The sequence below is a fragment of the Streptomyces changanensis genome, assembly GCF_024600715.1.
GTDB lineage: Bacteria > Actinomycetota > Actinomycetes > Streptomycetales > Streptomycetaceae > Streptomyces > Streptomyces changanensis.
Window position 1 is genome coordinate 4,736,826 of record NZ_CP102332.1, and the last position, 25,405, is coordinate 4,762,230.

Consider the following 25,405-nt stretch of genomic DNA (forward strand, 5'->3'; position numbering starts at 1 on the left):
CGCTCGGCCCGCTCGGCCCGCCGCCCCTCGGGCCGCGACCCGCTCGTACCGCGGCCCGCTCGGCCCGCCGACCCCTGAACGCACCGGAGCCCCCTTGTGCGCCGTGGTCCGGCGCCGCGGGGGCTCCTCGTGGAGCGCCGCGGACGGAGGTGGGGTGTTGTCCGACGGCGCTGTCGACGACCTGGCCCGGGTCGAGGGGGTCGTAGGACTCGACTATGGCAGACGACGAGCTCCCCGCCAAAACGGCATTCCGTGCGAAACGTCAGCCTTCCGGCATAGTGGAGAGCAATCCAAGGTGAAACACGCCACTCACCTGGCAAACCATGAATAACTATCGAACAGAACGAGTACTTTCCTCGCCCCGCCGGTGTCACCGACCGATCCGCAGAGGAGCGTGACAGGTCAATCCGGGAGGTACCGGGCGCACCATCCTTAAATGGTCGCGTGACCGTGCACCTCAGCAAGCGAACCACCGGCCTCCTCACGGCCGCCGTGCTGGCCCTCCTCGCCGGGTGCGGCGGCGCGGGGGCGCCCGCCGGATCGCCCGCCGGTCCGGGGGCGGCGGCGCCGCCCGGCCGGCCGCACGCGACCGCGACCACGACCGCCCCGGACACCGGGACGGGCCCCCTGCCCGGCATGCCGCCCCCGCTCGACCCCCGCGACGTCTACGCCGCCGCCCGCCCCGGCCGGCTCTCCCCGGCCGTCCGGGACTTCCCCTCCCGGGTCTACGTCCCCAACACGCTCTCCGGCACCGTCTCGGTCATCGACCCCGCGACCTACCGCGTCGTCGACACCGTCCCGGTGGGCAAGCACCCCCAGCACGTCGTGCCGTCCTGGGACCTGAAGACCCTCTGGGTCACCAACGACCAGGGCCACACCCTGACCCCCCTCGACCCGGCCACGGGCCGGCGGCGCGGCGGGGACGTCGCGGTCCGCGACCCGTACAACCTCTACTTCACCCCCGACGGCCGCTACGCCGTCGTGATGGCCTCCCTCGACCGGGAGCTCGTCTTCCGCGACCCGCACACCATGGAGCGCCGCCACACCGAGCCCGCCCCCTGCCACGGCGTCAACCACGCCGACTTCTCCGCCGACGGCCGGTACGCCGTCGTCTCCTGCGAGTTCTCCGGCGAGCTGCTGAAGGTCGACACGCGCCGCAAGGAGGTCGTCGCGCGGCTGGCGCTGCCCTTCGCCGGGGCCATGCCGCAGGACGTGAAGCTCTCGCCCGACGGCAGGACGTTCTACGTCGCCGACATGATGGCGCACGGCCTGTGGGCCCTCGACGGCGACGCCTTCACCACCCCGCGCCTGCTGCCCACCGGCAAGGGCTGCCACGGCCTGTACGTCTCCCGCGACTCCCGGGAGATGTACGTGCCGAACCGCGGCGAGGGCTCCGTCTCCGTCTTCGACTTCGCCCGGCAGCGGGTGACGAAGAAATGGTGGCTGCCCGACGGAGGCTCGCCCGACATGGGCGGCGTCTCGGCGGACGGCACGGTGCTCTGGCTCTCCGGGCGGTACCACTCCGAGGTCTACGCGATCGACACGCGGACCGGCCGGCAACTCGCCCGCATCCCCGTCGGCGACGGCCCCCGCGGCCTGGCCGTCTACCCCCAGCCCGGCCGCTACTCGCTGGGGCACACGGGCGTCTTCCGCTGACGCCCCACCGCAACCCCGCCTCCGCCCGGCCTTCGGCTGCTGCCCGGCTTCCGGCCCCCGTCCGGCCCGCCGTTCCTGCCCGGCGGCCCCCCGCCCCGGCTCCGCCCGGCCTCCGGTTCCTGCCCGGAGTCGGCCCCCCGCCCCGGCTCCGCCCGGCCTCCGGCCCCGTGCGTGCCTGGTGTCAGCGGCGTACGAGCAGCGCCCCCCGGCCCGCCCCCGCCCCGCCGAGACCGGCCCGCGCACCGTCTCGTCCCCGACCGCTCCCGCTCGCGGCGGTCAACGGGGGACGAGCAGCGCCTCCGCGCATACCGGGCGGTACCCGGCCGCCTGGAACGTGCGCACACTGCGGGCGTTGCCCGGCGGCTGCTGCGCCCACACGGCCGCGTCCGGCACCAGATGGCGGGCGGCCAGCGCCAGCCGCACGCCCAGGCCCTGCCCCCGGGCGGCCTCGTCGACCTCGACCGCGGCCTCCCAGCGCCCCGCCACCGCCCGCCCCAGGACCACCACCCCGCCGTCGGCGGCCCACACCCGCACGTCGTCGCGGTACGCCCGCGCCCGGACCACCCGCGGGTGATCCGGGTCCCGCACCTCGCGCAGCGGCAGCGGCGGCGGGCCGTCCAGCCGGCCCGCGACGGTCAGCATGTCGACGGTGTCCATGCGGCGCCCCGTCCGGGCCATCAGCGCCGTCAGGAAGCCCGGGCTCATCGCCGCGGCCAGCGGATCGGCCGACGACGCCGCCAGCTCGGCCCGCACCCAGGCCGGGTCCTCGTCCACGAACACCACCGAGTGCGCCGTGAACGCCAACACGCCGGCGTCCCGCCGGCTCGGCTGCGGGACGATCACGGTGGAGCCGTCGGGCGGCGGGAACACCCCGCGCGCCGCCGCGGACAGCACACGGGCCACATGGTCGCTCATACCGCCATCGTCCCCCGGAGCCCCGCCCCACCGGCCCCCGGGGCCCCGCGGTGCACCTTGAGCCCCTGCCGTTACGCTAGCCGCCGAAGTTGCACAGATCCTTAAGGGGTGGAGCGATGGCGGACATGGAGTCTGCGCGCAAGGCTTTCGACCGGTACGACGTCAACGGCGACGGCTTCATCACGGCCGCCGAGTACAAGAGCGTCATGGCTCAGCTCGGCGACTTCAACGTCACCGAGCCCGTCGCCCAGGCCGTCATCAACGCCCAGGACGCCAACGGCGACGGCCTGCTCAGCTGGGACGAGTTCTGGTCGCGCCTGAACAGGGCCTGACCGACCCGCGGCGGCCCTGACCGCCCCCGCACACCGAGCGGCGCCCCCCGGGAGACCCGGAGGGCGCCGCTCCGCGTCCGCCACGGCCCCGAGGCCCGGCCGACGCTCAGCACTCGATGATGTTCACCGCGAGGCCGCCGCGCGCGGTCTCCTTGTACTTCACCGACATGTCCGCGCCGGTCTCCTTCATCGTCTTGATGACCTTGTCCAGGGAGACCTTGTGGCTGCCGTCGCCGCGCAGCGCCATCCGCGCCGCCGTGACCGCCTTCACCGCCGCCATGCCGTTGCGCTCGATGCACGGGATCTGCACGAGGCCGCCGACCGGGTCGCAGGTCAGGCCGAGGTTGTGCTCCATGCCGATCTCCGCGGCGTTCTCCACCTGCTCGGGGGAGCCGCCCATGACCTCGGCGAGGGCGCCCGCCGCCATGGAGCAGGCCGAGCCGACCTCGCCCTGGCAGCCGACCTCGGCGCCGGAGATCGAGGCGTTCTCCTTGAACAGCATGCCGACCGCGCCGGCCGCGAGGAGGAACCGCACCACGCCGTCCTCGTCGGCACCGGGCACGAAGTTCATGTAGTAGTGCAGCACCGCCGGGATGATGCCGGCCGCGCCGTTCGTCGGGGCGGTGACGACCCGGCCGCCGGCGGCGTTCTCCTCGTTGACCGCCATCGCGTAGAGCGTGATCCACTCCATGGAGAGCGCCAGCGGGTCGCCCTCGGAGCGCAGCTTGCGGGCGGTGGTCGCGGCCCGGCGGCGGACCTTCAGACCGCCCGGCAGGATGCCCTCGCGGGACATGCCCCGCTCGACGCACGCCTGCATGACGCGCCAGATCTCCAGCAGCCCCTCGCGGATCTCCCGCTCGGTGCGCCACGCCTTCTCGTTCTCCAGCATCAGGGCGGAGATCGACAGGCCCGTCTCGCGGGTCAGGCGCAGCAGCTCGTCACCGGTGCGGAAGGGGTACGTCAGCACGGTGTCATCGGGGACGATCGGGTTCTCGCCCTGCACGGCGTCCTCGTCCACGACGAAGCCGCCGCCGACCGAGTAGTACGTCTTCTCCAGCAGCGTCGCGCCCTCGGCGTCGTACGCCCACACGGTCATGCCGTTGGCGTGGTAGGGCAGGGCCTTGCGGCGGTGCAGGACCAGGTGCTCGTCGAAGTCGAAGGGGATCTCGTGCACGCCGAGGAGGTTGATGCGCCCCTCGCGCTTGATCCGCTCGACCTCGGCGTCGGCCGTCTCCACGTCGACGGTGCGGGGCGAGTCGCCCTCCAGGCCCAGCAGGACGGCCTTGGGGGTGCCGTGGCCGTGGCCGGTGGCGCCCAGGGAACCGAACAGCTCGCACCGCACGGAGGCGGTGTGGGCGAGCAGGCCCTCGTTCTTCAGGCGGCGCGCGAACATGCGGGCGGCGCGCATGGGGCCGACCGTGTGGGAGCTGGACGGGCCGATGCCGATCGAGAACAGGTCGAAGACCGAGATGGCCACGGGGGACTCCTTGGTGGGAAGACGTCGCTGTCTGCCGGGGTGGTGCGGGACAACGGGGTGGGACCTGGGACGCGGGGAGCGGGACGGGTGCGGGGGCGGGACGGGGTGGGGGGCAAGGGACGGGGCACCGCACTCACTGTCCAGTGTGCGCGGTGCCCCGCAGATCAGTCTGTTGCGTACGTAACGCCGTAAGGACTACAGACCAGGGTAAAGCGGGTGCTTCGCGGCGAGCGCGGAGACCCGGGCCTTCAGCGCCTCGGCGTCGTACGACGGCTTGAGCGCCTCGGCGATGACGTCGGCGACCTCGGCGAAGTCCTCGGCCTGGAAGCCGCGGGTGGCCAGGGCCGGGGTGCCGATGCGCAGACCGGAGGTGACCATCGGGGGCCGGGGGTCGTTCGGGATCGCGTTGCGGTTGACGGTGATCCCGACCTCGTGGAGGCGGTCCTCGGCCTGCTGGCCGTCCAGCTCGCTGTTGCGCAGGTCGACCAGGACCAGGTGCACGTCGGTGCCGCCGGTCAGGACCGACACGCCGTGCTCGGTGACGTCCGGCTGGACCAGGCGCTCGGCGAGGGTGCGGGCGCCGTCCAGGGTGCGCTGCTGGCGCTCCTTGAACTCCTCGCTCGCCGCGACCTTGAAGGAGACCGCCTTCGCCGCGATCACGTGCTCCAGCGGGCCGCCCTGCTGACCGGGGAAGACCGCGGAGTTGATCTTCTTGGCGAGCTCGGCGGTCGACAGGATGACGCCGCCGCGCGGGCCGCCCAGCGTCTTGTGGGTCGTGGTGGTGACCACGTGGGCGTGCGGCACCGGGTTGGGGTGCAGCCCGGCCGCGACCAGGCCCGCGAAGTGGGCCATGTCGACCATGAGGTACGCGCCGACCTCGTCCGCGATCCGGCGGAAGGCGGCGAAGTCCAGCTGGCGCGGGTAGGCGGACCAGCCGGCGACGATCAGCTTCGGCTTGGACTCCTTGGCGAGGCGCTCGACCTCGGCCATGTCGACCTGACCGGTGGCGTCGTCCACGTGGTAGGCGACCACGTTGTAGAGCTTGCCGGAGAAGTTGATCTTCATGCCGTGGGTCAGGTGCCCGCCGTGGGCGAGGTTCAGACCCATGATCGTGTCGCCCGGCTTGAGCAGGGCGAACATCGCGGCGGCGTTGGCCTGCGCGCCGGAGTGCGGCTGCACGTTGGCGTGCTCCGCGCCGAAGAGCGCCTTGATGCGGTCGATCGCGATCTGCTCGACCACGTCGACGTGCTCGCAGCCGCCGTAGTAGCGGCGGCCCGGGTAGCCCTCGGCGTACTTGTTGGTGAGGACGGAGCCCTGGGCCTCCATGACGGCCACCGGAGCGAAGTTCTCCGAGGCGATCATCTCCAGGGTGTCCTGCTGGCGGCGGAGCTCGGCGTCGACGGCGGCGGCGACGTCCGGGTCCAGCTCGTGGAGAGGGGTGTTCAGAAGCGACATCACGCGGTCCCTAAGGGTGTGGGTGTCGGGCTGGTCAGCCGGCGAACTCGGTGTACTCGTCGGCGGAGAGCAGGTCCTGCGGCTCGTCCGTGACGCGCACCTTGAACAGCCAGCCGCCCTCGAACGGAGCGGTGTTCACCAGCGACGGGTCGTCCACGACCGCCTGGTTCGCCTCGACGACCTCACCGGTCACGGGCGAGTACAGGTCGCTGACGGACTTGGTGGACTCCAGCTCACCACAGGTCTCGCCGGCGGTGATCGTGGCGCCGACCTCGGGGAGCTGGACGTACACGACGTCGCCCAGGGCGTTCGCCGCGTGCTCCGTGATGCCGACCGTCGCGACGCCGTCCTCGGCGGGCGACAGCCACTCGTGCTCCTTGCTGTAGCGCAGCTGCTGGGGGTTGCTCATGAGCTGAATTCTCCTGTACGCGCGGGAGTGGTGGTGAACGGGGGAGTCGTGCGGGTGACGGGTGTGCCGGGCGTCACTTCTGACGCTTGTAGAACGGCAGCGCCACCACGTCGTACGGCTCATGGGTACCGCGGATGTCGACGCCGACCCCGCTCGTACCCGCCTCGGCGTACGCGGCGTCCACGTACGCCATGGCGATCGGCTTGCCGAGGGTGGGGGAGGGGGCGCCCGAGGTGACCTCGCCCACCACGGTGCCGTCGGCGACCACGGACATCCCGGCGCGCGGCACCCGGCGACCCTGGGCGACCAGGCCGACGAGCCGGCGCGGCGGGGCGGTCGCGGCGCGCTCGGCGGCGGCTTCGAGCGCCTCGCGGCCGACGAAGTCGCCCTCCTTCTCGAACTTCACGACCCGGCCCAGGCCCGCGTCGAACGGCGTCAGCGCGGTCGTCAGCTCGTGCCCGTACAGCGGCATGCCCGCCTCCAGGCGCAGCGTGTCGCGGCAGGACAGCCCGCAGGGGATCAGGCCGACGGGGGCGCCGGCCTCCGTCAGCGCCCGCCACAGCCGCTCGGCGTGCTCCGGCGCGGTGAACAGCTCGAAGCCGTCCTCACCGGTGTAACCCGTACGGGCGATCAGCGCGGGGACGCCCGCGACGGTGCCGGGCAGGCCCGCGTAGTACTTCAGCCCGTCGAGGTCGGCGTCGGTGAGGGACTTCAGGATGCCGGGGGACTCGGGGCCCTGCACGGCGATCAGCGCGTACGCGTCGCGGTCGTCGCGCACCTCGGCGTCGAAGCCGGCCGCGCGCTCCGTCAGGGCGTCCAGCACCACCTGGGCGTTGGAGGCGTTGGCGACGACCATGTACTCCTGCTCGGCGAGCCGGTACACGATCAGGTCGTCGAGGATGCCGCCGTCCTCGCGGCAGATCATGGTGTAGCGGGCGCGGCCCACGCCGACGCCGCCGATGTTGCCGACCAGCGCGTGGTCCAGCAGGGCGGCCGCCTGGGCGCCGGTCACGGTGATCTCGCCCATGTGGGAGAGGTCGAACAGGCCCGCGCGGGTGCGTACGGCGGTGTGCTCGTCGCGCTCGCTGGCGTACCGCAGCGGCATGTCCCAGCCGGCGAAGTCGGTCATGGTCGCGCCCAGCGAACGATGCAGCGCATCGAGGGCCGTGCGGCGGGGGGAAGTGCTCATGGAAAGGGCTCCCAGGTCCGGGGCATGGGTGGCGAGGACACGTCCTCCCCATCTGTCATCGGAACCTGAGAGGTTCGCCGTGACCCCGTGCGGGGCGCGGCTTGCACCTTGGGTGGAGCCGCGCGGCCCCGGCGTGCGGGGGACGGCTCGCTTTTCAGATCTGCCTCATCCGTGCGGTGCGGGGCCTGAGAGATTCAAGGGAGGAACTTGCTCCTTCGGCGCCCGGGCCACGGGGGCCCGGAACTCTCCCGCGCGGATTCGATCGGCCGGTATGCGGTTGTCGGCGCGCACATCATCGCACGAGGGTCCGGATCGGCAAACCCTCGACCGGCGGCAAATCACTTGTGTCCCATTGCCGTTTCTTTACACTTCTTGGGCAGGCTGTGGGGGAGCCGAGCCCGGGAGGGGCCATGACGTTGCAGCGGTCCGGCGCTTACGCCACGACCGCGGGGGTACCGGCGCCGCCGGCGCTGCCCGCCCGTACGACCGCCGCCCCGGTCCTGCGCGACCTGCGCGAGCGCGGCGGGCGGGTCCCGCGCGAGCTGCTCTTCGGGGAGGGGGACGTGGTCGTAGTCTCCGGTCTTCCCGGCAGCGGCAAGTCCACACTCATCCGTTCCGCGGCCGCCGACCGCGCCGTCGACTCGCAGGACGTCCGCGAGCGCTGGGAGCGGCGCATGCCGCGCCTCCTCCCGTACGCCCTGTACCGGCCGCTCGTCCGCGTCGCCCACTACGCCGGGCTGCTGCGGCGGCTGCGCGACGGCGGGGGCGTCGTCGTCCACGACTGCGGCACCCAGTCCTGGGTGCGCCGCTGGCTCGCCCGCGACGCCCGTCGCCGGGGCCGTTCCCTGCACCTGCTGCTCCTCGACGTCGACGCCCCCACCGCCCGCGCCGGCCAGCGGGAGCGGGGCAGGGGCGTGTCCTCGTACGCCTTCGCCCGGCACCGCAGGGCCGTCGGGCGCCTGGTGCGCGACGCCGAGCGGGGGCACCTGCCGGCGGGCTGCGCCTCCGCCGTCCTCCTCGACCGCGACGCCGCCTCGGCCCTCACCCGCATCCACTTCCGCTGACCCGCCTCGCCCCGCGCGGGCCCGCGTCCGGCCGCCTCGCCCCCGCCGGCCCGCGTCCCGTCGAGCTGCCGCCCGCCCGCTTCCGTCGTTCCGGTCGACCCGGCTCCCGCCATCTCGCCGCCCGTCGGCTCGCGTCCCGCCACCGCCCGTCCCGCCACCTCGCCGCCCGTCGGCTCGCCCGTCACCTCGCCTCCCGCCGGCCCGCCTCCCGCCGGGCCGCGTCCCCCGGCCGACCCGTCCCGTGGACGCCCCGCCACCGGGCCGCCCCGGCACCGGGCCGCCCCGGCACCGGGCCGCCCCGGCACCGGGCCGCCCCGGCACCGGGCCGCCCGCCCGGGCCCGGGGCGCCGGTGCCCCGTACGCCCCGCGCTAGGGTGCTGCGGCACGCACCGGACGGACCGGAAGGACGCACGAACGCCCGTGGACACGACAGCCGCAGCCGTCGACACCGCATGGCCCGCCAACGAGCTGGAGGAGGTCCTCTCCGCCTCCCTCGGCCGGAGCACGGCCGGCGCCCGCATCGTCGAGGTCCTCGGCCGCAGCCCCGTCTGGGTGCCGCTGCCCCGCGGCGGCGCCCCCGACTCCGCCGGCCCCGGCGCCCCCGGCCTGGACCTGCCCACCCTGGAGCTCGACGGCCTCCCGTACGTCCCCGTGTTCAGCTCCGAGACGCAGCTGCGCGCCTGCGCCGGTGCCCACATGGCGTACGCGGTGGCCCCCGCCGTCGAGTTCGCCCGGGGCCTGCCCCCGCAGCTCGGGATCGCCCTGAACCCCGGCGGCACCATAGGGGTACCGCTCCCGCCGCCCGCCGTCGCCGAACTGTGCCGCGCGGGCCGCACCCCGCTCGACGGGCCCGCGAGCGGCGGCCGCGTGCGGCTCTTCGAGCCGGACTGGCAGGACGACCCCGTCGACTTCCTCGGCGCCGCCGGCGCGGAGTTCGAGGCGACCGGCCTCGTCCGCACCGCCCGCCGCGCCCTGGCCAGCGTCGAGGGGGAGCCGCCCGCCCTCTTCGTCGGCGTCGAGCTCACCGCCCCGGAGACGGCCGACCGCACCGCCCCGCTGGACGCCCTCGGCCGGGCCCTCGGCCGCGTCCCCGTGCCCTGGCCGGTCAACCTCGTCCTCCTCGACGTCGCCGAGGACCCGGTCGGCGACTGGATGCGGGAAAAGGTCGCCCCCTTCTATCGCCGCGCGCACGGTTCCTGACCCCAGGCCCCCGTAAGCTGGACCGGAAGGCTTGCGGACGAGGGGCGGGATCCAGGTGAGCACGTCAGGCACGGCGGCGGCCGGTGGGGGCTCCCCCGGTCGGGCGGAGTCGGCTGCGGGGGGACAGGTCGAGCACCTGCTGGGGCAGGTCGCGCCCGGCCGCTACGACGCGTACGAGGCGCTGCTCCACGCCCTCGCCGACGCCGCCGTCCGGATGCTGCTGTGGCACGGCGAGGCCGGCGGCCCCGACGCCCAGTACGGGAACATGGAGGTCGACGGCCTCGGCTACGCCCCGTGCGTCACCTCCGCCCAGGAGCTCGCCGCCTCCGGCTGGAACCGGGCCCACGAGGTCGTCGCCGTCCGCGACGTCGCCCGCGCCCTTTACCCCGACCGCTGGGGAATCTGGCTCAACCCGCACGCCCCGGGCGGCGGCGTCGGCATCCCCTGGGCCGACCTGCGCCGTATCGCCACCGGCCTGGACCGCATGCCCGCCGGGCCCCTCCGGCTCAGCGAGCCAGCCATCGAGCTGCCGCAGTTCTACGCCCTGCTCACGCAGAACGCCCACCGCACCCCGGCCGTCCGCTCCCTGCGCCGCGCCTGGGTCCAGCCGTCGCTCGGCACGCCCTACCTCGCGATCGGCCTCGACCTCTACGACACGGGCCGGGCCTCGGTCGACGCGGTGCGCGAGATGATGCGCCAGTCCGTCGCCGCCGTCCCGGACGGGCTGCCGGTGTCGACGGTCGCGATGTCGGACGCGTACGACCCGGTCGCCATGTGGCTGCGCGCCCACACCCGCCCCTTCTACGACCGCGAGGCGCACCTCGCCCCGCCCGTCCCCGGCGCGGCCGGATACGGCTACCCGCAGCAGCGCTGAGGCGCCGCTCGGCGACCGCCCCGAACTCCCCCGTGTGTCGGCGGTGTTACGTCCACCAGGGGTCTTGTCCGGGAACTGCCCGGTTTGGCGAGTGTCCGGGTCTCGACTGGGTATCACCGCTATCCGGACTGTTCTCCGCCGTGCCACCCGTCGGTAGTGTTCGGCCGTCAAGACCTCATTCACTAGGCCAGACCAGGGGTGGCCCATGCGAATATCCAAGTCCCGTACGGTCCGGGCGGTCACCGCGGCGCTCGCCGTCGGAATGATCGCTACGGGCTGTGCCAGCGAGCGCGGCAAGGACGGCGACAAGGGCGGCGACAAGGACACGTTCGTGTTCGCCGGTGCCGGTGACCCGAGCTCACTGGACCCCGCCCTCGCCAGCGACGGCGAGACCTTCCGGGTCACCCGCCAGGCCTTCGAGGCGCTGCTGGAGCACGAGCCCGGCGGCAGCAAGCTCGTCGGCGGCCTCGCCGAGTCGTGGTCCAGCAACGACGCCGGCACGGTGTGGACCTTCAACCTCCGCGAGAACGTGAAGTTCCACGACGGCGAGGCGTTCAACGCCGCCGCCGTCTGCGCCAACTACGACCACTGGTTCAACTGGAAGGGCACCTACCAGTCCAGCGCGGTCTCGTACTACTGGCAGTCCATCATGGGCGGCTTCGCGAAGAACGAGGACAAGGACGCCCCCAAGGCGAACTACAAGTCCTGCACCGCGAAGGACCCCAACACCGCGGTCATCGAGGTCCACGCGCCCTCCGCCAACCTGCCGGGCGGCTTCTCCCTCCAGGCGCTGGCGATCCACTCGCCGAAGGCCCTGAAGGCGTACGCCACGCAGGCGGCGACCGGCAAGGACGACGCCATCTCGTACCCGAAGTACAGCCAGGAGGCCGGCACGGTCGCCGGCACCGGCCCGTACCGGATCACGAAGTGGAACAAGGGCAACAAGGAGGTCACCCTCCAGCGCTTCGACGAGTACTGGGGCGACAAGGCGAAGGTGAAGAACCTCGTCTTCCGCACCATCTCCACCGAGGAGGGCCGCCGCCAGGCGCTCCAGGCGGGTGACATCCAGGGCTACGACCTGGTCTCCCCGGCCGACGTGAAGACGCTGGAGAAGGGCGGCTTCCAGGTCCCCACGCGTGACGTCTTCAACATCTTCTACGTGGGCATGTCGCAGGAGAAGCACCCGGCGCTGAAGAAGCCGCAGGTCCGGCAGGCGCTCGCGCACGCCATCGACCGCGACAACATCGTGAAGACGCAGCTGCCCGAGGGCGGCAAGACCGCGACGCAGTTCATGCCCGACACGGTCGCCGGCTTCTCGGACAAGGTGAAGACGTACCCGTTCGACACCGCCAAGGCCAAGCAGCTGCTGGCCGCCGCCGGCGAGTCGAAGCTGAAGATCGAGTTCTGCTACCCGACCGAGGTCACCCGGCCCTACATGCCGGCCCCGCAGGACATCTTCGAGCTGATGAAGGCCGACCTGGAGAAGGCGGGCGTCACCGTCACCCCGAAGCCGCTGAAGTGGGCGCCGGACTACCTGGACGCCACCGAGGCCGGAGCCTGCGCCCTGCACATGCTCGGCTGGACCGGTGACTTCAACGACGGCTACAACTTCATCGGCACCTGGTTCGCCGAGTACGACAAGCAGTGGGGCTTCAAGGACCCGAAGGTCTTCGACGCGGTCACCGCGGCCTCCAAGGAGACCGACCCGGCCAAGCGCGTCGAGGCGTACAAGAAGGCCAACGACATCATCATGGAGTACCTGCCGGGCCTCCCGGTCTCGTCCTCCCCGCCGGCCATCGCGTTCGCCAAGGACGTCAACCCGCCGAAGGTCTCCCCGCTGACGCAGGAGAACTTCGCCGAGGTCTCCTTCAAGTAACCCCATCCACCAGCGGGTCCGCCCGGCCACAGCACTGCGTGGCCGGGCGGACCCGCATCTGACGCACACGCAAGAAAGGGGCACGCGGGGTGCTGCGACTCGTCGTACGAAGACTGCTACAGCTGATACCCACCCTGCTCGGCCTGTCGGTTCTCCTCTTCCTCTGGCTGAACCGGCTGCCCGGCGGACCCGCCTCGGCGATCCTGGGCGAACGGGCGACACCCACCGAAGTGGCGCGCATCAACCGTGCGCTCGGCCTCGACCAGCCGGTGTGGGTGCAGTACGGCCGCTTCCTCAAGCGCATCGCCGAACTCGACCTCGGCACCTCGACCAAGACCGGCCAGCCCGTCTGGGACGAGTTCGCGCTGCGCTTCCCGGCCACGGTCGAGCTGAGCGTCGCCGCCATGCTGATCGCCGTGGTCGTCGGCATCCCGCTCGGCTACCTCGCCGCCCGCCGCCGCGGCGGCTGGCTCGACGTCGCCTCGGTCTCCGGCTCGCTCATCGGCATCTGCGTGCCGGTCTTCTTCCTCGGGCTGATCCTCAAGGGCATCTTCGCGGTCAACCTGCACGTCTTCCCGACGTACGGGCGCCTGACCACCGGCCTCGACGCGACCGAGGTCACCGGCTTCGCCGTCCTCGACGGACTGCTCACCGGGGAGCTCGACGCGGCCGGCGACGCCCTGTGGCACCTCGTCCTGCCCGCCGTGACGCTCGCCTCCATCCCCCTCGCCGTGATCGTCCGCATGACGCGCGCCAGCGTCCTGGAGGTCCTCGGCGAGGACTACGTCCGCACCGCCGAGGCCAAGGGCCTGGAGAAGCGGGTCGTCCGCCTCCGCCACGTCCTGCGCAACGCCCTCCTCCCGGTCGTCACCGCCATCGGCCTGCTCACCGGCTCCCTGCTGTCGGGCGCGGTCCTCACCGAGTCCGTCTTCGACTTCGGCGGGATCGGCTCCTTCATCAAGATCGCCATCGACGCCCGCGACTACCCGGTGCTGGTGGGCTTCATCATGTTCATCGCCATGATCTACGTCGTCATCAACCTCCTCGTCGACCTGGCCTACAGCCTCATTGACCCGAGAGTGCGGGTGAACTGACGTGTCCACCAAGACCGACAAGATCGCCAGGCTCGCCGAGCTGACCCAGGCCAACGAGAGCACGAGCGGCGCCAGCCTGTGGCGCGAGGCGTTCCGCCGCCTCAAGACGAGCAAGATGGCGGTCATCGGCGCCGTGGTCATCGCGCTGTTCGTCGTCGTCGCCGTCATCGGCCCGTGGGTCGCCCCGCACGCCCCGACCGCGCAGAGCTGGCGCGGCGAGGTCTTCCCCAACCAGGGCAAGTTCGTCGGCGCCCGCGGCGAGAACTGGTTCGGCCTCGACCACCTCGGCCGCGACATGTTCTCCCGGATGCTCGTCGGCGCCCGGCAGACACTGCTCGTCGGCGTCGTGTCGATGCTCATCGGCCTCGTGGTCGGCGCGACGATCGGCATGCTCTCCGGCGCCGCCGCCACCCTCGGCGGCAAGGCCGGCCGGCGGATCGACACCGTCGTCATGCGGTTCATCGACATCCTGCTGTCCCTGCCGTCGCTGCTCCTCGCCGTCTCCGTCGCGGCCGTCATGGGGCAGTCCCTGACCACCGTGATGATCGCCGTCGGCGTCGTGCAGATCCCGATCTTCGCGCGTCTGCTGCGCGGTTCGATGCTCGCCCAGGGCGGCTCGGACTACGTGCTGGCGGCCAAGGCCCTCGGCGTGCGCCGCCGGCGGATCGTCCTCACGCAGATCCTGCCCAACTCGCTCAGCCCCGTGATCGTCCAGGCGACCCTCAGCCTCGCCACCGCGATCATCGAGGCCGCCGCCCTGTCCTACCTGGGGCTCGGCAACCCGGACCCGGCCGTCCCCGAGTGGGGCGTGATGCTCTCCCAGGCGCAGCGGTTCTTCGACAACGCGCCGATGATGGCGGTCTACCCGGCCGTCGGGATCATCATCACCGCCCTCGGCTTCACCCTGCTCGGCGAGGCCATGCGCGAAGCCCTCGACCCGAAGCTGCGAGGCTGAACTGCCATGCCACTGCTCACTGTCGACGAACTCACCGTCACCTTCGGCGGACGCGGCCGCAAGCCCTCCACCGCCGTCGACGGGGTCTCCTTCACCGTGGACCAGGGCCAGGTCGTGGGCCTGGTCGGCGAGTCCGGCTGCGGCAAGTCCGTGACCTCCCTCGCCCTCATGGGACTCCTCCCGCGCAAGGGCGTCACCGTCGGCGGCCGCGCCGTCTTCGACGGCGAGGACCTGCTCACCATGGGGGACAAGCGGATCCGGGACATGCGCGGCAGCAAGCTCGCCATGATCTTCCAGGACCCGCTCTCCTCCCTGAACCCGGTCGTCCCGATCGGCGTGCAGGTCACCGAGATCCTCAAGCGTCACCGCGGCATGAAGGGGGAGGCCGCCCGCAAGGAGGCCGCCCACCTGCTCGACCGGGTCGGCATCCCCGACCCGGCGCGGCGGCTCGACGAGTACCCGCACCAGCTCTCCGGCGGCATGCGCCAGCGCGCCCTGATCGCCATGGCGGTGGCGTGCGCGCCCCGGCTGCTCATCGCCGACGAGCCGACGACCGCCCTCGACGTGACGATCCAGGCGCAGATCCTGGAGCTGCTCAAGGAGCTCGTCGAGGAGGAGGGCACGGCCCTGCTGATGATCACGCACGACCTCGGGGTCGTCGCGGGCCTGTGCGACGAGGTCAACGTCCTCTACGCGGGCAAGGCCGTGGAGTCGGCGGGCCGCCGCGAGCTGTTCGCCCACCCCACCCACCCGTACGCGCACGGCCTGCTGGGGTCCATCCCCCGCCTGGACGCCCCGCGCGGCGAGCCGCTCCGCCCCATCCGCGGCTCCATCAACGACAAGATCGCCTGGGCGGACGGCTGCGCGTTCGCGCCGCGGTGCGACTTCTACACGATGGAGTGCCTCACCGGCACGCCCCAGCTCACCGAGCCGCGCGCCGAGGGCCACCAGGTGCGCTGCGTGAACCCCGTCATGCCCGACGCACCGGCCGAGGAGGTACCGGCGTGAGCCTGCTCGCACTGGACGGAGTGAAGGTCCACTTCCCCGTCAGGAAGGGCGTCCTCTTCAACCGCACCGTCGGCCACGTGTACGCCGTGGACGGCGTCTCGCTGACCGTCGAGGCCGGTCAGACGTACGGCCTGGTCGGCGAGTCCGGCTGCGGCAAGACCACCCTGGGCCGGGCGGTCCTGCGGCTGGTCGACATCACGGACGGCGAGGTCCTCTTCGACGGCACCGACCTGGCGAAGCTGCCCGAGGAGGAGATGCGCCGGTTCCGGCGCCGGCTCCAGATGGTCTTCCAGGACCCGCTGGGCAGCCTCAACCCCCGTCAGAACATCGAGTCGATCCTGTCCGAGGGCATGATCGCGCACGGCATCGGGGCGAACCAGGACGAGCGCCGGGAGAAGATCAAGGCGATCCTCGCCCGGGTGGGCCTGCCCACCAACGCGCTCTCCCGCTACCCGCACGAGTTCTCGGGCGGCCAGCGCCAGCGCATCGGCATCGCGCGGGCGCTCGTGCTGGAGCCGGACGTCATCATCTGCGACGAGCCGGTCTCGGCCCTGGACGTGTCGATCCAGGCCCAGGTCATCAACCTGCTGGAGGAGCTGCAGCAGCAGCTGGGCCTGACGTACCTCGTCATCGCCCACGACCTGGCCGTCGTCCGGCACATCTCGGACGTCATCGGTGTGATGTACCTCGGCTCCCTCGTCGAGGAGGCCCCGAGCGACGCCCTGTACGCCGAGCCCAGGCACCCGTACACCCGGGCGCTGATGTCGGCGGTGCCGGTACCGGACCCGGAGGTCGAGGACCGCCGCGAGCGCATCCTGCTCCGCGGCGACCTGCCCTCCCCGGCCAACCCGCCGAGCGGCTGCCGCTTCCACACCCGCTGCCCCTGGGCCCGGCCCCGGTGCGCCGAGGAGCGGCCCGTGCTGACGGACGCGGGTGACGGCCACAAGGTGGCCTGCCACTTCACGGCCGAGATCGCGTCGGGGGAGCTGGAGCCGACCCGGCCGACCGGCCTGGAGGCCGTCGTGGGGACCGTACCCGCCCCGGCGGAGGCGCCGGAGGCGGTGGGCTCGGAGGGGACCGCGGGGGAGACCGCGGCGGAGAAGACGGTGTGACGGCGGGCCGCCCGCCGTACCGGATGGCCGCCGCCCGGCCCGCACCGCGCGGGCCTGGGCGGCGACCCGCACCGCGGGCCTGGGCGGCCCGTGCCGGTGGACGGGCGTGTCGGGTGTGGCGGCGGCCGGCGTGGCGGGCGGACGGTGCCGGGTGCGGCGGCCCGCGCGGCGGGCGGACGGGGTCGGAGGCCGTGAGGACCGGGCCGCGGGCCGGGCCGGGACGGGCCGGCGGGTGAGACGGCGCGCCGCGACCCGCCTGGCACGCGGTACAACAGTGCGGTGCTCCAGTCTCTGTTCACCCCCTCCGTGCTCCACGCGCTCGACCTCGCGGGGATCTTCGTCTTCGCGATCTCCGGCGCGCTCCTCGCCGTCCGGAAGAACTTCGACGTCTTCGGGATGGCCGTGCTCGCCGAGGTCACCGCGCTGGGCGGCGGGCTGCTGCGGGACCTGATCATCGGCGCCGTACCGCCCGCGGCCTTCACCGACCTCGGGTACTTCCTGATGCCCCTGGTCGCCACGGTGCTGGTGTTCTTCCTGCACCCCGTCGTCGAGCGCACCCAGGCGGCCGTCAACACCTTCGACGCCGCCGGACTGGGGCTGTTCTGCGTGGCCGGGACGACCAAGGCGTACGAGTACGGGCTCGGGCTCACCCAGTCCGCGGTCCTCGGGCTGGCGACCGCCGTCGGGGGCGGCGTGCTGCGCGACGTGCTCGCCAACGAGGCGCCGTCGCTGCTGCGCTGGGACCGCGACCTCTACGCGGTGCCCGCGATCGTCGGCTCGACCATGGTGGTGCTCTTCCTCCACTTCCAGATGCTCAACCCGTTCACCAGCGCCGTCGCCGCGCTCGCCGCCTTCGTCCTGCGCCTGCTCGCGCTGCGCTACCGCTGGCGGGCGCCGCGCGCCTGGAACCGGCGCTCCACCGCCTCGGAGGAGGCCCCCGAGAAAGCTACCGCTTAGTAGTTTCCTGTTGTACGGTGCTGCGCATGGACAGCAGTCAGTTCGACCGCGACACCGCGGTCGCCCTCCGCTCCCCGGGCGTCTACGACACGGACCTCTCCGCCGACTGGACGATCTTCGGCGTCGTCAACGGCGGATACCTGCTCGCCCTGCTGGGCCGCGCCCTCGGCGACGCGCTCCCGCACCCGCACCCCTTCTCGGTCTCGGCCCACTACCTGGCGCCCTCGCTGCCCGGCCCCGCCGTCATCCGCACCGAGGTCGTCCGGACCGGCCGCACCCTCTCGACCGGCCAGGCGTCGCTCTACCAGCGCGCCGAGGACGGCACCGAGCGCGAGCACATCCGCGTCCTCGCCACCTACGGCGACCTCGACGCCCTCAGCGACGACGTGCGCACCAGCGCCAAGCCGCCGGCCATCCCCCCGTACGAGCACTGCCTCGGTCCGTCCGACGCCCCCGAGCCGCTGCCGGGCTCCGCCGAGATCACCCGGCTGCTCGACATCAAGCTCGACCCGGCCACCCTCGGCTGGGCGCTCGGCGCCCCTTCCGGCAAGGGCGAGGTGCGCGGCTGGTTCGGCCTCGCCGACGGCCGCGACCCCGACCCGCTCTCCCTGCTGCTGACCGTCGACGCGCTGCCGCCCACCGCCTTCGACCTCGGCCTCAGCGGCTGGACGCCGACCGTCGAGCTCACCGCCCACGTCCGCTGCCGCCCCGCCCCCGGGCCGCTGCGCGTCTCCATCACCACGCGCAACCTCGCCGGCGGCTTCCTGGAGGAGGACGCGGAGGTCTGGGACAGCGCCGACCGGCTCGTGGCGCAGTCCCGCCAGCTCGCCCGCGCGCCCCGCTGACCCCGGGGCCCGCGCTTGTACCGGGGTGCCGCTGACGCCCGGGCCGTTGCCGTACCCGTACGCCGCTGACGCCGGGGGGCCGCGCCCGTGCCCGTACCGGGGTGCCGCTGACGCGTGCGCCCGCCTGTGCGGGGCCTTCCGGGGGTGGGTCCCGGCTGAGGTGCGGGCTCCCGGGGGTGGGTCCCGGCCGAGGTGCGGGCTCCCGGGGGTGGGGGCGCGGCGTGGACGGGCCGTCAGTCCAGCCAGTGGCGGCTGCCGAGCGTCACCAGCCGCAGCCGCCGCCGGGCCTCGTCCGCCACCCGCTCGCGGGCGGTGGGATCCGGTCCGGCCGCCAGGAGCGCCGACGCGGTCGTCACCATCAGGTCGACGTACAGCCGCGCCAGCATCAGCAGGTCCGCGCGCTCCCAGCCGCGTCCCTCCGGCAGGGCGGCCAGCGTGTCGGCCACCTCGACCGCGAAGCGGTCCAGCTCGCCGCCGATCGCCTCGCGCACCCGCCGCACGCCGCCGTGCCGCTCCCGCGCCAGGAACAGCACGTGGGCGGGGGAGTCCGCCACCAGCCGGCCGATCAGCTCCACCGTCCCGGCGATCCGCTCCTCGCTGTCCCCCGTGGCCGTGAGCGTCGTGCGGATCGTGCCGTGGAGGCTGCCCAGGGCCTCGTCCACGAGTGCCACGCCGAGGTCCGCCACGCCGTCGAAGTGCCGGTAGAAGGCGGTCGGCGCGATGCCCGCCGTCCGCGCCACCTCCCGCAGGCCCAGGCTCCCGAGGCTCTGGTCCTCCAACAGGGCGAGCGCCGCGTCCATGAGGGCCCGGCGGGTCCGCTGTTTGCGCGCCTGCCGGACGCCCGCCGCCGGGGCGCCGGTGCTGTGACTCATGCCATGCAGTAAACAACCGTTCCTCCCCCGCCTCCAGGGGTACACGGTCACTAGACTGGAAAGTCAGTGCACAGTTGTCCGCTCAACGAGAGGCAACCCGATGCTCTTCCTCGTCGCAGCCCTGCTGGTACTCGGCACGCTCATGGGTACCGCGGCCTTCGTCCCCCCGCCCGTCACCGCCGTGGCGGCCGCCGCCATCGCCGCGTGGCTGCTCGTCTTCGCGGCCCGCGAGCGCGGCGCCCGACGGCACCGGAACTGAAGGGGGTCGCCGTGGAACGCGCCGTGACCCCCACTCGCCACCAGACCCGGCCCCCCGGTGACCAGGCCCGGTCCGGGGCCCCGAACCCCATCCCGCGCCGCGACGCCGACGGCATGGCCGTCGCCGCCTTCGTGCTGGGCCTCGTCGGCCTGCTCGTGCTCAACATCCTGCTCGGGCCGCTCGCCATCGGCCTCGCCCTGCTGTCCCTGCGCCGCGGCACCGCCCGGCGGGGCCGCGCCTTCCTCGGCCTCGCCCTCGGCGCCGCCGACCTGGTGATCCTCGCCGTCCTCACCTCGCTCAACGGCACGGTCTCCTGGAGCCTCGGCTGACCGGCCGGTGACGGGCGGAGGGGCCCGGGCGACGGCCCGGCGGCGGCCCGGGAGGGCGGCCCGGGGAATGGCCGGATACGCCGCCGACGGCGGCGCGCGGCGGGCTCGTAGAATCGGGTCACCATGGCCTACCTCGACCACGCCGCGACCACTCCGATGCTCCCGGAGGCGATCGAGGCGATGACCGCCCAGCTGACCGCCACGGGCAACGCCTCGTCCCTGCACGCCGCCGGGCGCCGGGCCCGCCGCACCGTCGAGGAGGCCCGCGAGACGCTCGCCGAGGCGCTCGGGGCCCGGCCCAGCGAGGTCGTCCTCACCTCCGGCGGCACCGAGGCCGACAACCTCGCCGTGAAGGGCCTGTACTGGTCCCGCAGGGCGGCCGACCCGCGCCGCGTCCGCGTCCTCACCAGCCCCGTGGAGCACCACGCCGTACTGGACGCCGTCCACTGGCTCGGCGAGCACGAGGGCGCCACCGTGGAGTACCTGCCCGTCGACGCCCACGGCCGCGTCCACCCCGACGCCCTGCGCGAGGCCCTCGCGCGCGACCCGCACGACGTCGCGCTGGCCACGGTCATGTGGGCGAACAACGAGATCGGCACGGTCCAGCCCGTCCGCGAACTCGCGGCCGTCGCCCGCGAGTTCGACGTTCCGCTGCACTCCGACGCCGTCCAGGCCGTCGGTCAGCTCCCCGTCGCCTTCGCCGACTCCGGGCTCGCCGCCATGACCGTCTCCGGCCACAAGATCGGCGGCCCGTACGGCATCGGCGCGCTCCTGCTCGGCCGCGAGCACAGCCCCGTGCCCGTCCTGCACGGCGGCGGCCAGGAGCGCCACGTGCGCTCCGGCACGCTCGACGTGCCCGCCGTCGCCGCCTTCGCCGTCGCCGCCCGGCTCGCCACCGAGCGTCACGAGACGTTCGCCCGCGAGGTCGGGGCCCTGCGCGACGCGCTGGTCGACGCCGTCCGCGCGGCCGTCCCGGACGCCGTCCTCGGCGGCGACCCCGTCGACCGGCTCCCCGCCAACGCCCACTTCAGCTTCCCCGGCTGCGAGGGCGACTCCCTGCTCCTGCTCCTCGACGCCCAGGGCATCGAGTGCTCCACCGGCTCCGCCTGCACCGCCGGCGTGGCCCAGCCCAGCCACGTCGTCCTGGCCACCGGTACCGACGCCGACCTGGCCCGCGGCACGCTCCGCTTCACCCTCGGCCACACCTCGACCCGCGCCGACGTCGACGCCCTCGCCCGGGCCATCGGCCCGGCCGTCGCCCGCGCCCGCACCGCCGGCCTCAGCTAGCGGGCCTGCCCTGCCGCTCGGGCCGGGTCCGGTGGGCGGCCTCGGCGCCGGAGGCGGCCCCGGGGTCCGGTGGGCGGCCCCCGGTCCGGTGGGCGGCCTCGGGCTCGACGGGCACCCCCTGCCCGGCGGGCGGCCCCGGGTTCGTCGGACGCGCCCCGGCCCAGCGGGCGCCCCCGGTTCCGGACGGCGGCCTCCGGGTCCGGAGGGCGGCCCCCGGGGTCCGGCTCAGGCCCGGGGTGAGGGGGGCGGCGCCGTGGCGGGCGCCGTCGCGGCGCGCCGCACCAGCCGCAGGTACCGGTCCCAGTCCCAGTGCGGCCCGGGGTCGGTGTGGTCCGTGCCCTCCACCTCGACGTGGCCGATGATGTGCTCCCGGTCGACGGGTATGCCGTACCGGGCGCATATCCCGGCCGTCAGCCGGGCCGACGAGGCGTACATCGCCTCCGTGAAGTCCTGCGGGCGGTCGACGAACCCCTCGTGCTCGATGCCGATGCTCCGCTCGTTCATGTCGCGGTTGCCCGCGTGGAAGGCCACGTCCAGTTCGCGGATCATCTGCGCGACCCGCCCGTCCTTGCCCACCACGTAGTGCGCCGCCGCGCCGTGCCCCGGGTTCTTGAAGACCCGCAGCGCCGTCGCGAAGCTGCCCTGCACGACGTGGACCACCACCCGGTCGATGCCGAAGTCGTCCGGGCGGTCCGCCCGCCGCCAGTTCGCCCGCGCCGCCGCCGTCCACTGCGCGCCGGCGTGGTCCAGCGCGCCCTCCACCCGCTTGCGCTCCGTACCGGGCAGCCGCCACCAGGCGCGCCGCAGCTCGTCCCACCCCAGCGCCGCCGCGCCCACCGCGGCGGCCCCGCCGCCGATCAGCAGGGCGCGCCGCCCCACCCGTGCACTCTCTCCACTGCCCATGTGACCGTGAACGCTTACTCACGCGACGACGGTTCCCGGCGCCCCGTACCCTGGTGGGGCTATGACTGACACCTCCCCGCGCCCCCTCCGTGTCCTCGCCGCCATGTCCGGCGGTGTGGACTCCGCCGTCGCCGCCGCCCGCGCCGCCGAGGCGGGGCACGACGTGACGGGGGTGCACCTCGCGCTCTCCGCGAATCCGCAGTCCTTCCGCACCGGTGCCCGGGGCTGCTGCACCATCGAGGACTCCCGCGACGCCCGCCGCGCCGCCGACGTGATCGGCATCCCCTTCTACGTCTGGGACCTGGCGGAGCGGTTCCGCGAGGACGTGGTGGAGGACTTCGTCGCCGAGTACGAGGCGGGCCGCACCCCCAACCCGTGCCTCCGCTGCAACGAGAAGATCAAGTTCGCCGCCCTCCTGGACAAGGCCCTGGCGCTCGGCTTCGACGCCGTCTGCACCGGCCACTACGCCAAGGTGGTCACCCTCGCTGACGGCACGCGCGAGCTGCACCGGGCCTCCGACATGGCGAAGGACCAGTCGTACGTCCTCGGCGTCCTCGACGAGCGCCAGCTGGCCCACGCCCTGTTCCCGCTGGGCGACACGGTCACCACCAAGGACGAGATCCGCGCCGAGGCTCAGCGGCGGGGCCTCGCCGTCGCGAAGAAGCCCGACAGCCACGACATCTGCTTCATCGCCGACGGCGACACGCAGGGCTTCCTGGCGTCCCGCCTGGGCAAGGCGGAGGGCGACATCGTCGACGAGTCCGGCACGAGGGTCGGCAGCCACGACGGCGCGTACGGCTTCACCATCGGCCAGCGCAAGGGTTTGCGCATCGGGCACCCGGCGCCGGACGGCAAGCCCCGCTACGTCCTGGACATCTCGCCCGTGGACAACACCGTCACCGTCGGCCCCGCCGAGGCCCTGGACGTCACGGCCCTCACGGCGATCCGGCCCCGCTGGTGCGGCCGCGCCCCCGAGGGCCCCGGCACGTACACCGCGCAGCTGCGCGCCCACGGCGGCGAGACGGAGGTGACGGCGTCGGTGGAGGGCGACGAGCTGCGCGTCACCTTCACCGAGCCGGTCCGCGGCGTCGCCCCGGGCCAGGCGATCGTCCTCTACGACGGCACCCGCGTGGTCGGTTCGGCCACCATCGCCACGACGACCCGCCGCACGACCGCCCCCGCCACCGCCTGACGCCGGGCCCGGCCACCGCCTGACCAGCCGGGCTCAGGTACCGCCTGATACCGGGCCGAGCCATCGCCTGACGCAGGGACCAGCCGTCGCCTGACGCCCGGCCCGCACCTGCCCGGGCCACCGGCCACCGTCCGCGGCACCCGCCCCCGCCCCACCACCGCCTGACGTCCGCCGCGGCGGACGCCGTCGTCAGCAGGCGGGGGCCGCCCCGGGGTAGCCCCCGCCGTCACCGGGCCGGGCCGCCCGGCACCGGCCGCCGCCGTCACGGGGCGAAGAAGCCCGCCAGCACCGGGGCCAGCACGTGCGGCGCCGCCGTGTGCGTCTGGCCGGTGAGCGTCGTGTGCCGCCCGTACGGCAGCGCCCCGGCGACCGCGCGGGCCGTGTCGCGCAGCCGGCGCGGGCTCGCCCCGCCGTCCACGACCAGTACGCGCGCGTGGATGCCCGCCAGGCGCCACGCCGGTACGCCGTCGTGGGCGTCGTCGTCCGCGCCGTAGGGCGGCTCGTACACCGACAGCCGCCCCACCGGGACCCCCGCCGCGGCCGCCTCCAGGGCGAGCGCCCCGCCCGTCGACGTGCCGTGCACCCCCGCGCCGGCGCCCGCCACGGCGACCACCGCGGCCAGGTCCTCGACCTCGCGCTCCGGGGCGTGACCCGCGGCGCCGCACCCGCTGCCGCCGCGCCCGCGCCGGTCGTACGTGTACGTCGTGAACCGGCCCGCCGGCAGCTCCGCGAGCCGCCGCTCCCACCCGCCCGGCGACAGGGCACCGCCGACCAGCACCAGCGGCGGGCCCCCGCCGCACCGGCGGTACGCGATCGGGGTGCCGTCCGCCGACGTCACCCGGCCCCCGGCGGTCGCGGCGGGGCCGGCCGGTGTCGTCCTCACATCGTCCATGCCGGGGCAGACCGGCGGACGGCGCGCAACTCATCGGTCCGGGCCGAAGCCCGGCCGAACCACCCGCCCCGCCGGCCCCCGCTCCCGCCCCGCCGGCCCCCGCTCCCGCCCCGTCGGCCCCGCCCGCGTCCCGCCGGCCCGCTGCGGCCTCGCCGGCCCCCCCCGCGTCCCGCCGGCCCGCTCCGGCCTCGCCGGGGTCCCGTCAGGACCCTTCCGGCCCCCTTGGGTCACCTTCCTGCCCGTAGAAGCAGAAGTGGCCCCGGATGGCGGCGACTTCCGGCTTCGGGTCGAGGTAGGCCCACACCGCGTCCGGCCGGCCCGGCAGGGACCAGTAGGAGGCGGTGCCCTTGAACGGGCAGTAGGTCGTCGTCCCGGAGGGGACCAGCAGCTCGGTCGCCACGTCCTCGGGCGGCAGGTAGTACCGGACGGGGCAGCCCGTCTCCCGCAGGGCGAGGGCGCGCTCGCTGTCGGCGAGGACCCGGCCGTCCCGCTCGACCCGTACCGGCCCGTCCGCCGGGCCGACCGTGATGCGGTGTCCTGGAGGCGTCATGTCCGGTCAACGGCCCCCGCGGCGGGTGGGTTCCCGGACCGGGCCCGTACCGTGAGCCCATGGACATCTGTGTCTTCCTCTCCGCCGCCGACCTCGACGAGCGCTACACGACCGCGGCCCACGAGTTCGCCGAGCTCCTCGGCAAGGGCGGCCACACCCTCGTGTGGGGCGGCTCGGACGCCGGGCTGATGAAGGTCGTTGCCGACGGCGTGCAGGCGGCGGGCGGGCGGCTGGTCGGGATCTCGGTGGAGTTCCTGCAGCACAAGGCCCGCCCCGGCTGCGACGAGATGGTCGTCGCCCGGGACCTCGCCGAGCGCAAGGCGCAGCTCCTCGCCCGCGCCGACGCGATCGTCGTCATGGTCGGCGGCACCGGGACGCTGGACGAGGCCACCGAGATCCTGGAGCTGAAGAAGCACGGCCTGCACACCAAGCCCGTCGTCCTGCTCAACACCGCCGGCTTCTACGACGGGCTGAAGCAGCAGTTCCGCCGCATGGACGAGGAGGGGTTCCTGCCGCTGCCCCTCACCGAGCTGGTGTTCTTCGCGGAGGACGCCGTCTCCGCCCTCGCCTACCTGGAGGAGTCCGCCGGCATCCGGTAGAGGGGCCCCCGGGCCCCCGCAGCCCAACGGCGGCCCGGACTCCGGTGGCGGGCCGTCGTCCGCTCGGCACCCCGAAGGCCCCGCCACCCCGCAGCACCCACCGG

The 25,405-nt window shown here is 74.0% G+C and carries 26 protein-coding genes and 1 riboswitch; of the genes, 17 read left to right on the top strand and 9 right to left on the bottom strand.

The window, feature by feature from the left end; all coding sequences use genetic code 11:
- Positions 1-444: 444 nt before the first annotated feature.
- Positions 445-1,656 (top strand): YVTN family beta-propeller repeat protein, encoded by a 1,212-nt coding sequence (locus NRO40_RS21070; RefSeq protein WP_107115112.1) that lies wholly within the window; start codon positions 445-447, stop codon positions 1,654-1,656.
- Positions 1,657-1,932: 276 nt separating this feature from the next.
- Here NRO40_RS21070 and NRO40_RS21075 read toward each other — a convergent pair whose 3' ends face one another.
- Positions 1,933-2,571 carry a GNAT family protein gene (locus NRO40_RS21075; protein WP_058942641.1) on the bottom strand — a complete coding sequence of 213 codons (639 nt, stop codon included), beginning with the start codon at positions 2,569-2,571 and terminating at the stop codon, positions 1,933-1,935.
- Between the two features lie 116 nt (positions 2,572-2,687).
- Between NRO40_RS21075 and NRO40_RS21080 the strand changes: the two genes are divergently transcribed.
- A complete protein-coding gene (locus tag NRO40_RS21080; RefSeq protein ID WP_058942642.1) occupies positions 2,688-2,903 on the top strand; it encodes an EF-hand domain-containing protein in 216 nt (71 codons plus the stop codon).
- 106 nt (positions 2,904-3,009) lie between these two features.
- Here NRO40_RS21080 and NRO40_RS21085 read toward each other — a convergent pair whose 3' ends face one another.
- The 4 genes from NRO40_RS21085 to gcvT form a co-directional block, all read right to left on the bottom strand.
- Complete coding sequence (locus NRO40_RS21085; RefSeq protein WP_058942643.1) at positions 3,010-4,380, bottom strand: L-serine ammonia-lyase; 1,371 nt, start codon at positions 4,378-4,380, stop codon at positions 3,010-3,012.
- 195 nt (positions 4,381-4,575) lie between these two features.
- Positions 4,576-5,835: a serine hydroxymethyltransferase gene (gene glyA, locus NRO40_RS21090; RefSeq protein ID WP_058942644.1), complete on the bottom strand. Its 1,260-nt coding sequence runs from the start codon at positions 5,833-5,835 to the stop codon at positions 4,576-4,578.
- 34 nt (positions 5,836-5,869) lie between these two features.
- Positions 5,870-6,244: a glycine cleavage system protein GcvH gene (gene gcvH, locus NRO40_RS21095; RefSeq protein ID WP_058942645.1), complete on the bottom strand. Its 375-nt coding sequence runs from the start codon at positions 6,242-6,244 to the stop codon at positions 5,870-5,872.
- A 73-nt stretch (positions 6,245-6,317) separates the two neighbouring features.
- Positions 6,318-7,433 (bottom strand): glycine cleavage system aminomethyltransferase GcvT, encoded by a 1,116-nt coding sequence (gene gcvT, locus NRO40_RS21100; protein ID WP_058942646.1) that lies wholly within the window; start codon positions 7,431-7,433, stop codon positions 6,318-6,320.
- 164 nt (positions 7,434-7,597) lie between these two features.
- A riboswitch (glycine riboswitch) is annotated at positions 7,598-7,694 on the bottom strand.
- Between the two features lie 149 nt (positions 7,695-7,843).
- Here gcvT and NRO40_RS21105 point away from each other — a divergent pair.
- From NRO40_RS21105 to NRO40_RS21150, 10 genes are all read left to right on the top strand, one after another.
- Complete coding sequence (locus tag NRO40_RS21105; RefSeq protein ID WP_058942647.1) at positions 7,844-8,497, top strand: AAA family ATPase; 654 nt, start codon at positions 7,844-7,846, stop codon at positions 8,495-8,497.
- A 420-nt stretch (positions 8,498-8,917) separates the two neighbouring features.
- Complete coding sequence (locus NRO40_RS21110) at positions 8,918-9,697, top strand: enhanced serine sensitivity protein SseB (protein ID WP_058942648.1); 780 nt, start codon at positions 8,918-8,920, stop codon at positions 9,695-9,697.
- Positions 9,698-9,752: 55 nt separating this feature from the next.
- On the top strand, positions 9,753-10,571 hold the full coding sequence (locus NRO40_RS21115) for an enhanced serine sensitivity protein SseB C-terminal domain-containing protein (protein WP_079047124.1): 819 nt from the start codon (positions 9,753-9,755) through the stop codon (positions 10,569-10,571).
- Positions 10,572-10,776: 205 nt separating this feature from the next.
- Entirely contained in the window at positions 10,777-12,447 is a 1,671-nt protein-coding gene (locus NRO40_RS21120) for an ABC transporter substrate-binding protein (protein ID WP_058942649.1), read from the top strand.
- A gap of 89 nt (positions 12,448-12,536) precedes the next feature.
- The gene (locus NRO40_RS21125; RefSeq protein ID WP_058942650.1) at positions 12,537-13,541 is read left to right on the top strand and encodes an ABC transporter permease; all 1,005 of its coding nucleotides are present in this window, start codon (positions 12,537-12,539) and stop codon (positions 13,539-13,541) included.
- 1 nt (position 13,542) lies between these two features.
- The gene (locus NRO40_RS21130) at positions 13,543-14,496 is read left to right on the top strand and encodes an ABC transporter permease (protein WP_058942651.1); all 954 of its coding nucleotides are present in this window, start codon (positions 13,543-13,545) and stop codon (positions 14,494-14,496) included.
- Positions 14,497-14,502: 6 nt separating this feature from the next.
- Positions 14,503-15,504 carry an ABC transporter ATP-binding protein gene (locus NRO40_RS21135; protein ID WP_058942652.1) on the top strand — a complete coding sequence of 334 codons (1,002 nt, stop codon included), beginning with the start codon at positions 14,503-14,505 and terminating at the stop codon, positions 15,502-15,504.
- A complete protein-coding gene (locus NRO40_RS21140; protein WP_058942653.1) occupies positions 15,501-16,616 on the top strand; it encodes an ABC transporter ATP-binding protein in 1,116 nt (371 codons plus the stop codon). The genes NRO40_RS21135 and NRO40_RS21140 overlap by 4 nt, the downstream gene beginning before the upstream one ends.
- Before the next feature lie 279 nt (positions 16,617-16,895).
- Positions 16,896-17,573: a trimeric intracellular cation channel family protein gene (locus tag NRO40_RS21145; RefSeq protein WP_058942654.1), complete on the top strand. Its 678-nt coding sequence runs from the start codon at positions 16,896-16,898 to the stop codon at positions 17,571-17,573.
- A 26-nt stretch (positions 17,574-17,599) separates the two neighbouring features.
- The gene (locus NRO40_RS21150; RefSeq protein WP_058942655.1) at positions 17,600-18,418 is read left to right on the top strand and encodes a thioesterase family protein; all 819 of its coding nucleotides are present in this window, start codon (positions 17,600-17,602) and stop codon (positions 18,416-18,418) included.
- 233 nt (positions 18,419-18,651) lie between these two features.
- Here the strand turns inward: NRO40_RS21150 and NRO40_RS21155 are convergent, their stop codons facing one another.
- A complete protein-coding gene (locus tag NRO40_RS21155; protein ID WP_058942656.1) occupies positions 18,652-19,290 on the bottom strand; it encodes a TetR family transcriptional regulator in 639 nt (212 codons plus the stop codon).
- Positions 19,291-19,390: 100 nt separating this feature from the next.
- Between NRO40_RS21155 and NRO40_RS21160 the strand changes: the two genes are divergently transcribed.
- The 3 genes from NRO40_RS21160 to NRO40_RS21170 all read left to right on the top strand — a co-directional run bounded on the left by NRO40_RS21160 (position 19,391) and on the right by NRO40_RS21170 (position 21,165).
- A complete protein-coding gene (locus tag NRO40_RS21160) occupies positions 19,391-19,549 on the top strand; it encodes a hypothetical protein (RefSeq protein WP_198549356.1) in 159 nt (52 codons plus the stop codon).
- Positions 19,550-19,572: 23 nt separating this feature from the next.
- On the top strand, positions 19,573-19,878 hold the full coding sequence (locus NRO40_RS21165) for a DUF4190 domain-containing protein (protein ID WP_232791100.1): 306 nt from the start codon (positions 19,573-19,575) through the stop codon (positions 19,876-19,878).
- A 123-nt stretch (positions 19,879-20,001) separates the two neighbouring features.
- Positions 20,002-21,165: a cysteine desulfurase family protein gene (locus NRO40_RS21170; RefSeq protein WP_058942657.1), complete on the top strand. Its 1,164-nt coding sequence runs from the start codon at positions 20,002-20,004 to the stop codon at positions 21,163-21,165.
- 225 nt (positions 21,166-21,390) lie between these two features.
- Here NRO40_RS21170 and NRO40_RS21175 read toward each other — a convergent pair whose 3' ends face one another.
- Complete coding sequence (locus NRO40_RS21175; protein WP_058942658.1) at positions 21,391-22,068, bottom strand: N-acetylmuramoyl-L-alanine amidase; 678 nt, start codon at positions 22,066-22,068, stop codon at positions 21,391-21,393.
- Between the two features lie 61 nt (positions 22,069-22,129).
- Here NRO40_RS21175 and mnmA point away from each other — a divergent pair, with 61 nt between their 5' ends.
- Positions 22,130-23,260: a tRNA 2-thiouridine(34) synthase MnmA gene (mnmA, locus tag NRO40_RS21180; protein WP_058942659.1), complete on the top strand. Its 1,131-nt coding sequence runs from the start codon at positions 22,130-22,132 to the stop codon at positions 23,258-23,260.
- 262 nt (positions 23,261-23,522) lie between these two features.
- Here mnmA and NRO40_RS21185 read toward each other — a convergent pair whose 3' ends face one another.
- Together NRO40_RS21185 and NRO40_RS21190 are read right to left on the bottom strand one after the other, a co-directional pair.
- Positions 23,523-24,152, bottom strand: a complete 630-nt coding sequence (locus tag NRO40_RS21185) for an alpha/beta fold hydrolase (protein WP_058942660.1) — start codon at positions 24,150-24,152, stop codon at positions 23,523-23,525.
- 202 nt (positions 24,153-24,354) lie between these two features.
- Positions 24,355-24,702: a DUF427 domain-containing protein gene (locus NRO40_RS21190; RefSeq protein WP_058942661.1), complete on the bottom strand. Its 348-nt coding sequence runs from the start codon at positions 24,700-24,702 to the stop codon at positions 24,355-24,357.
- Between the two features lie 59 nt (positions 24,703-24,761).
- Between NRO40_RS21190 and NRO40_RS21195 the strand changes: the two genes are divergently transcribed.
- Positions 24,762-25,301 (top strand): LOG family protein, encoded by a 540-nt coding sequence (locus NRO40_RS21195; protein WP_058942662.1) that lies wholly within the window; start codon positions 24,762-24,764, stop codon positions 25,299-25,301.
- Positions 25,302-25,405: the final 104 nt, after the last annotated feature.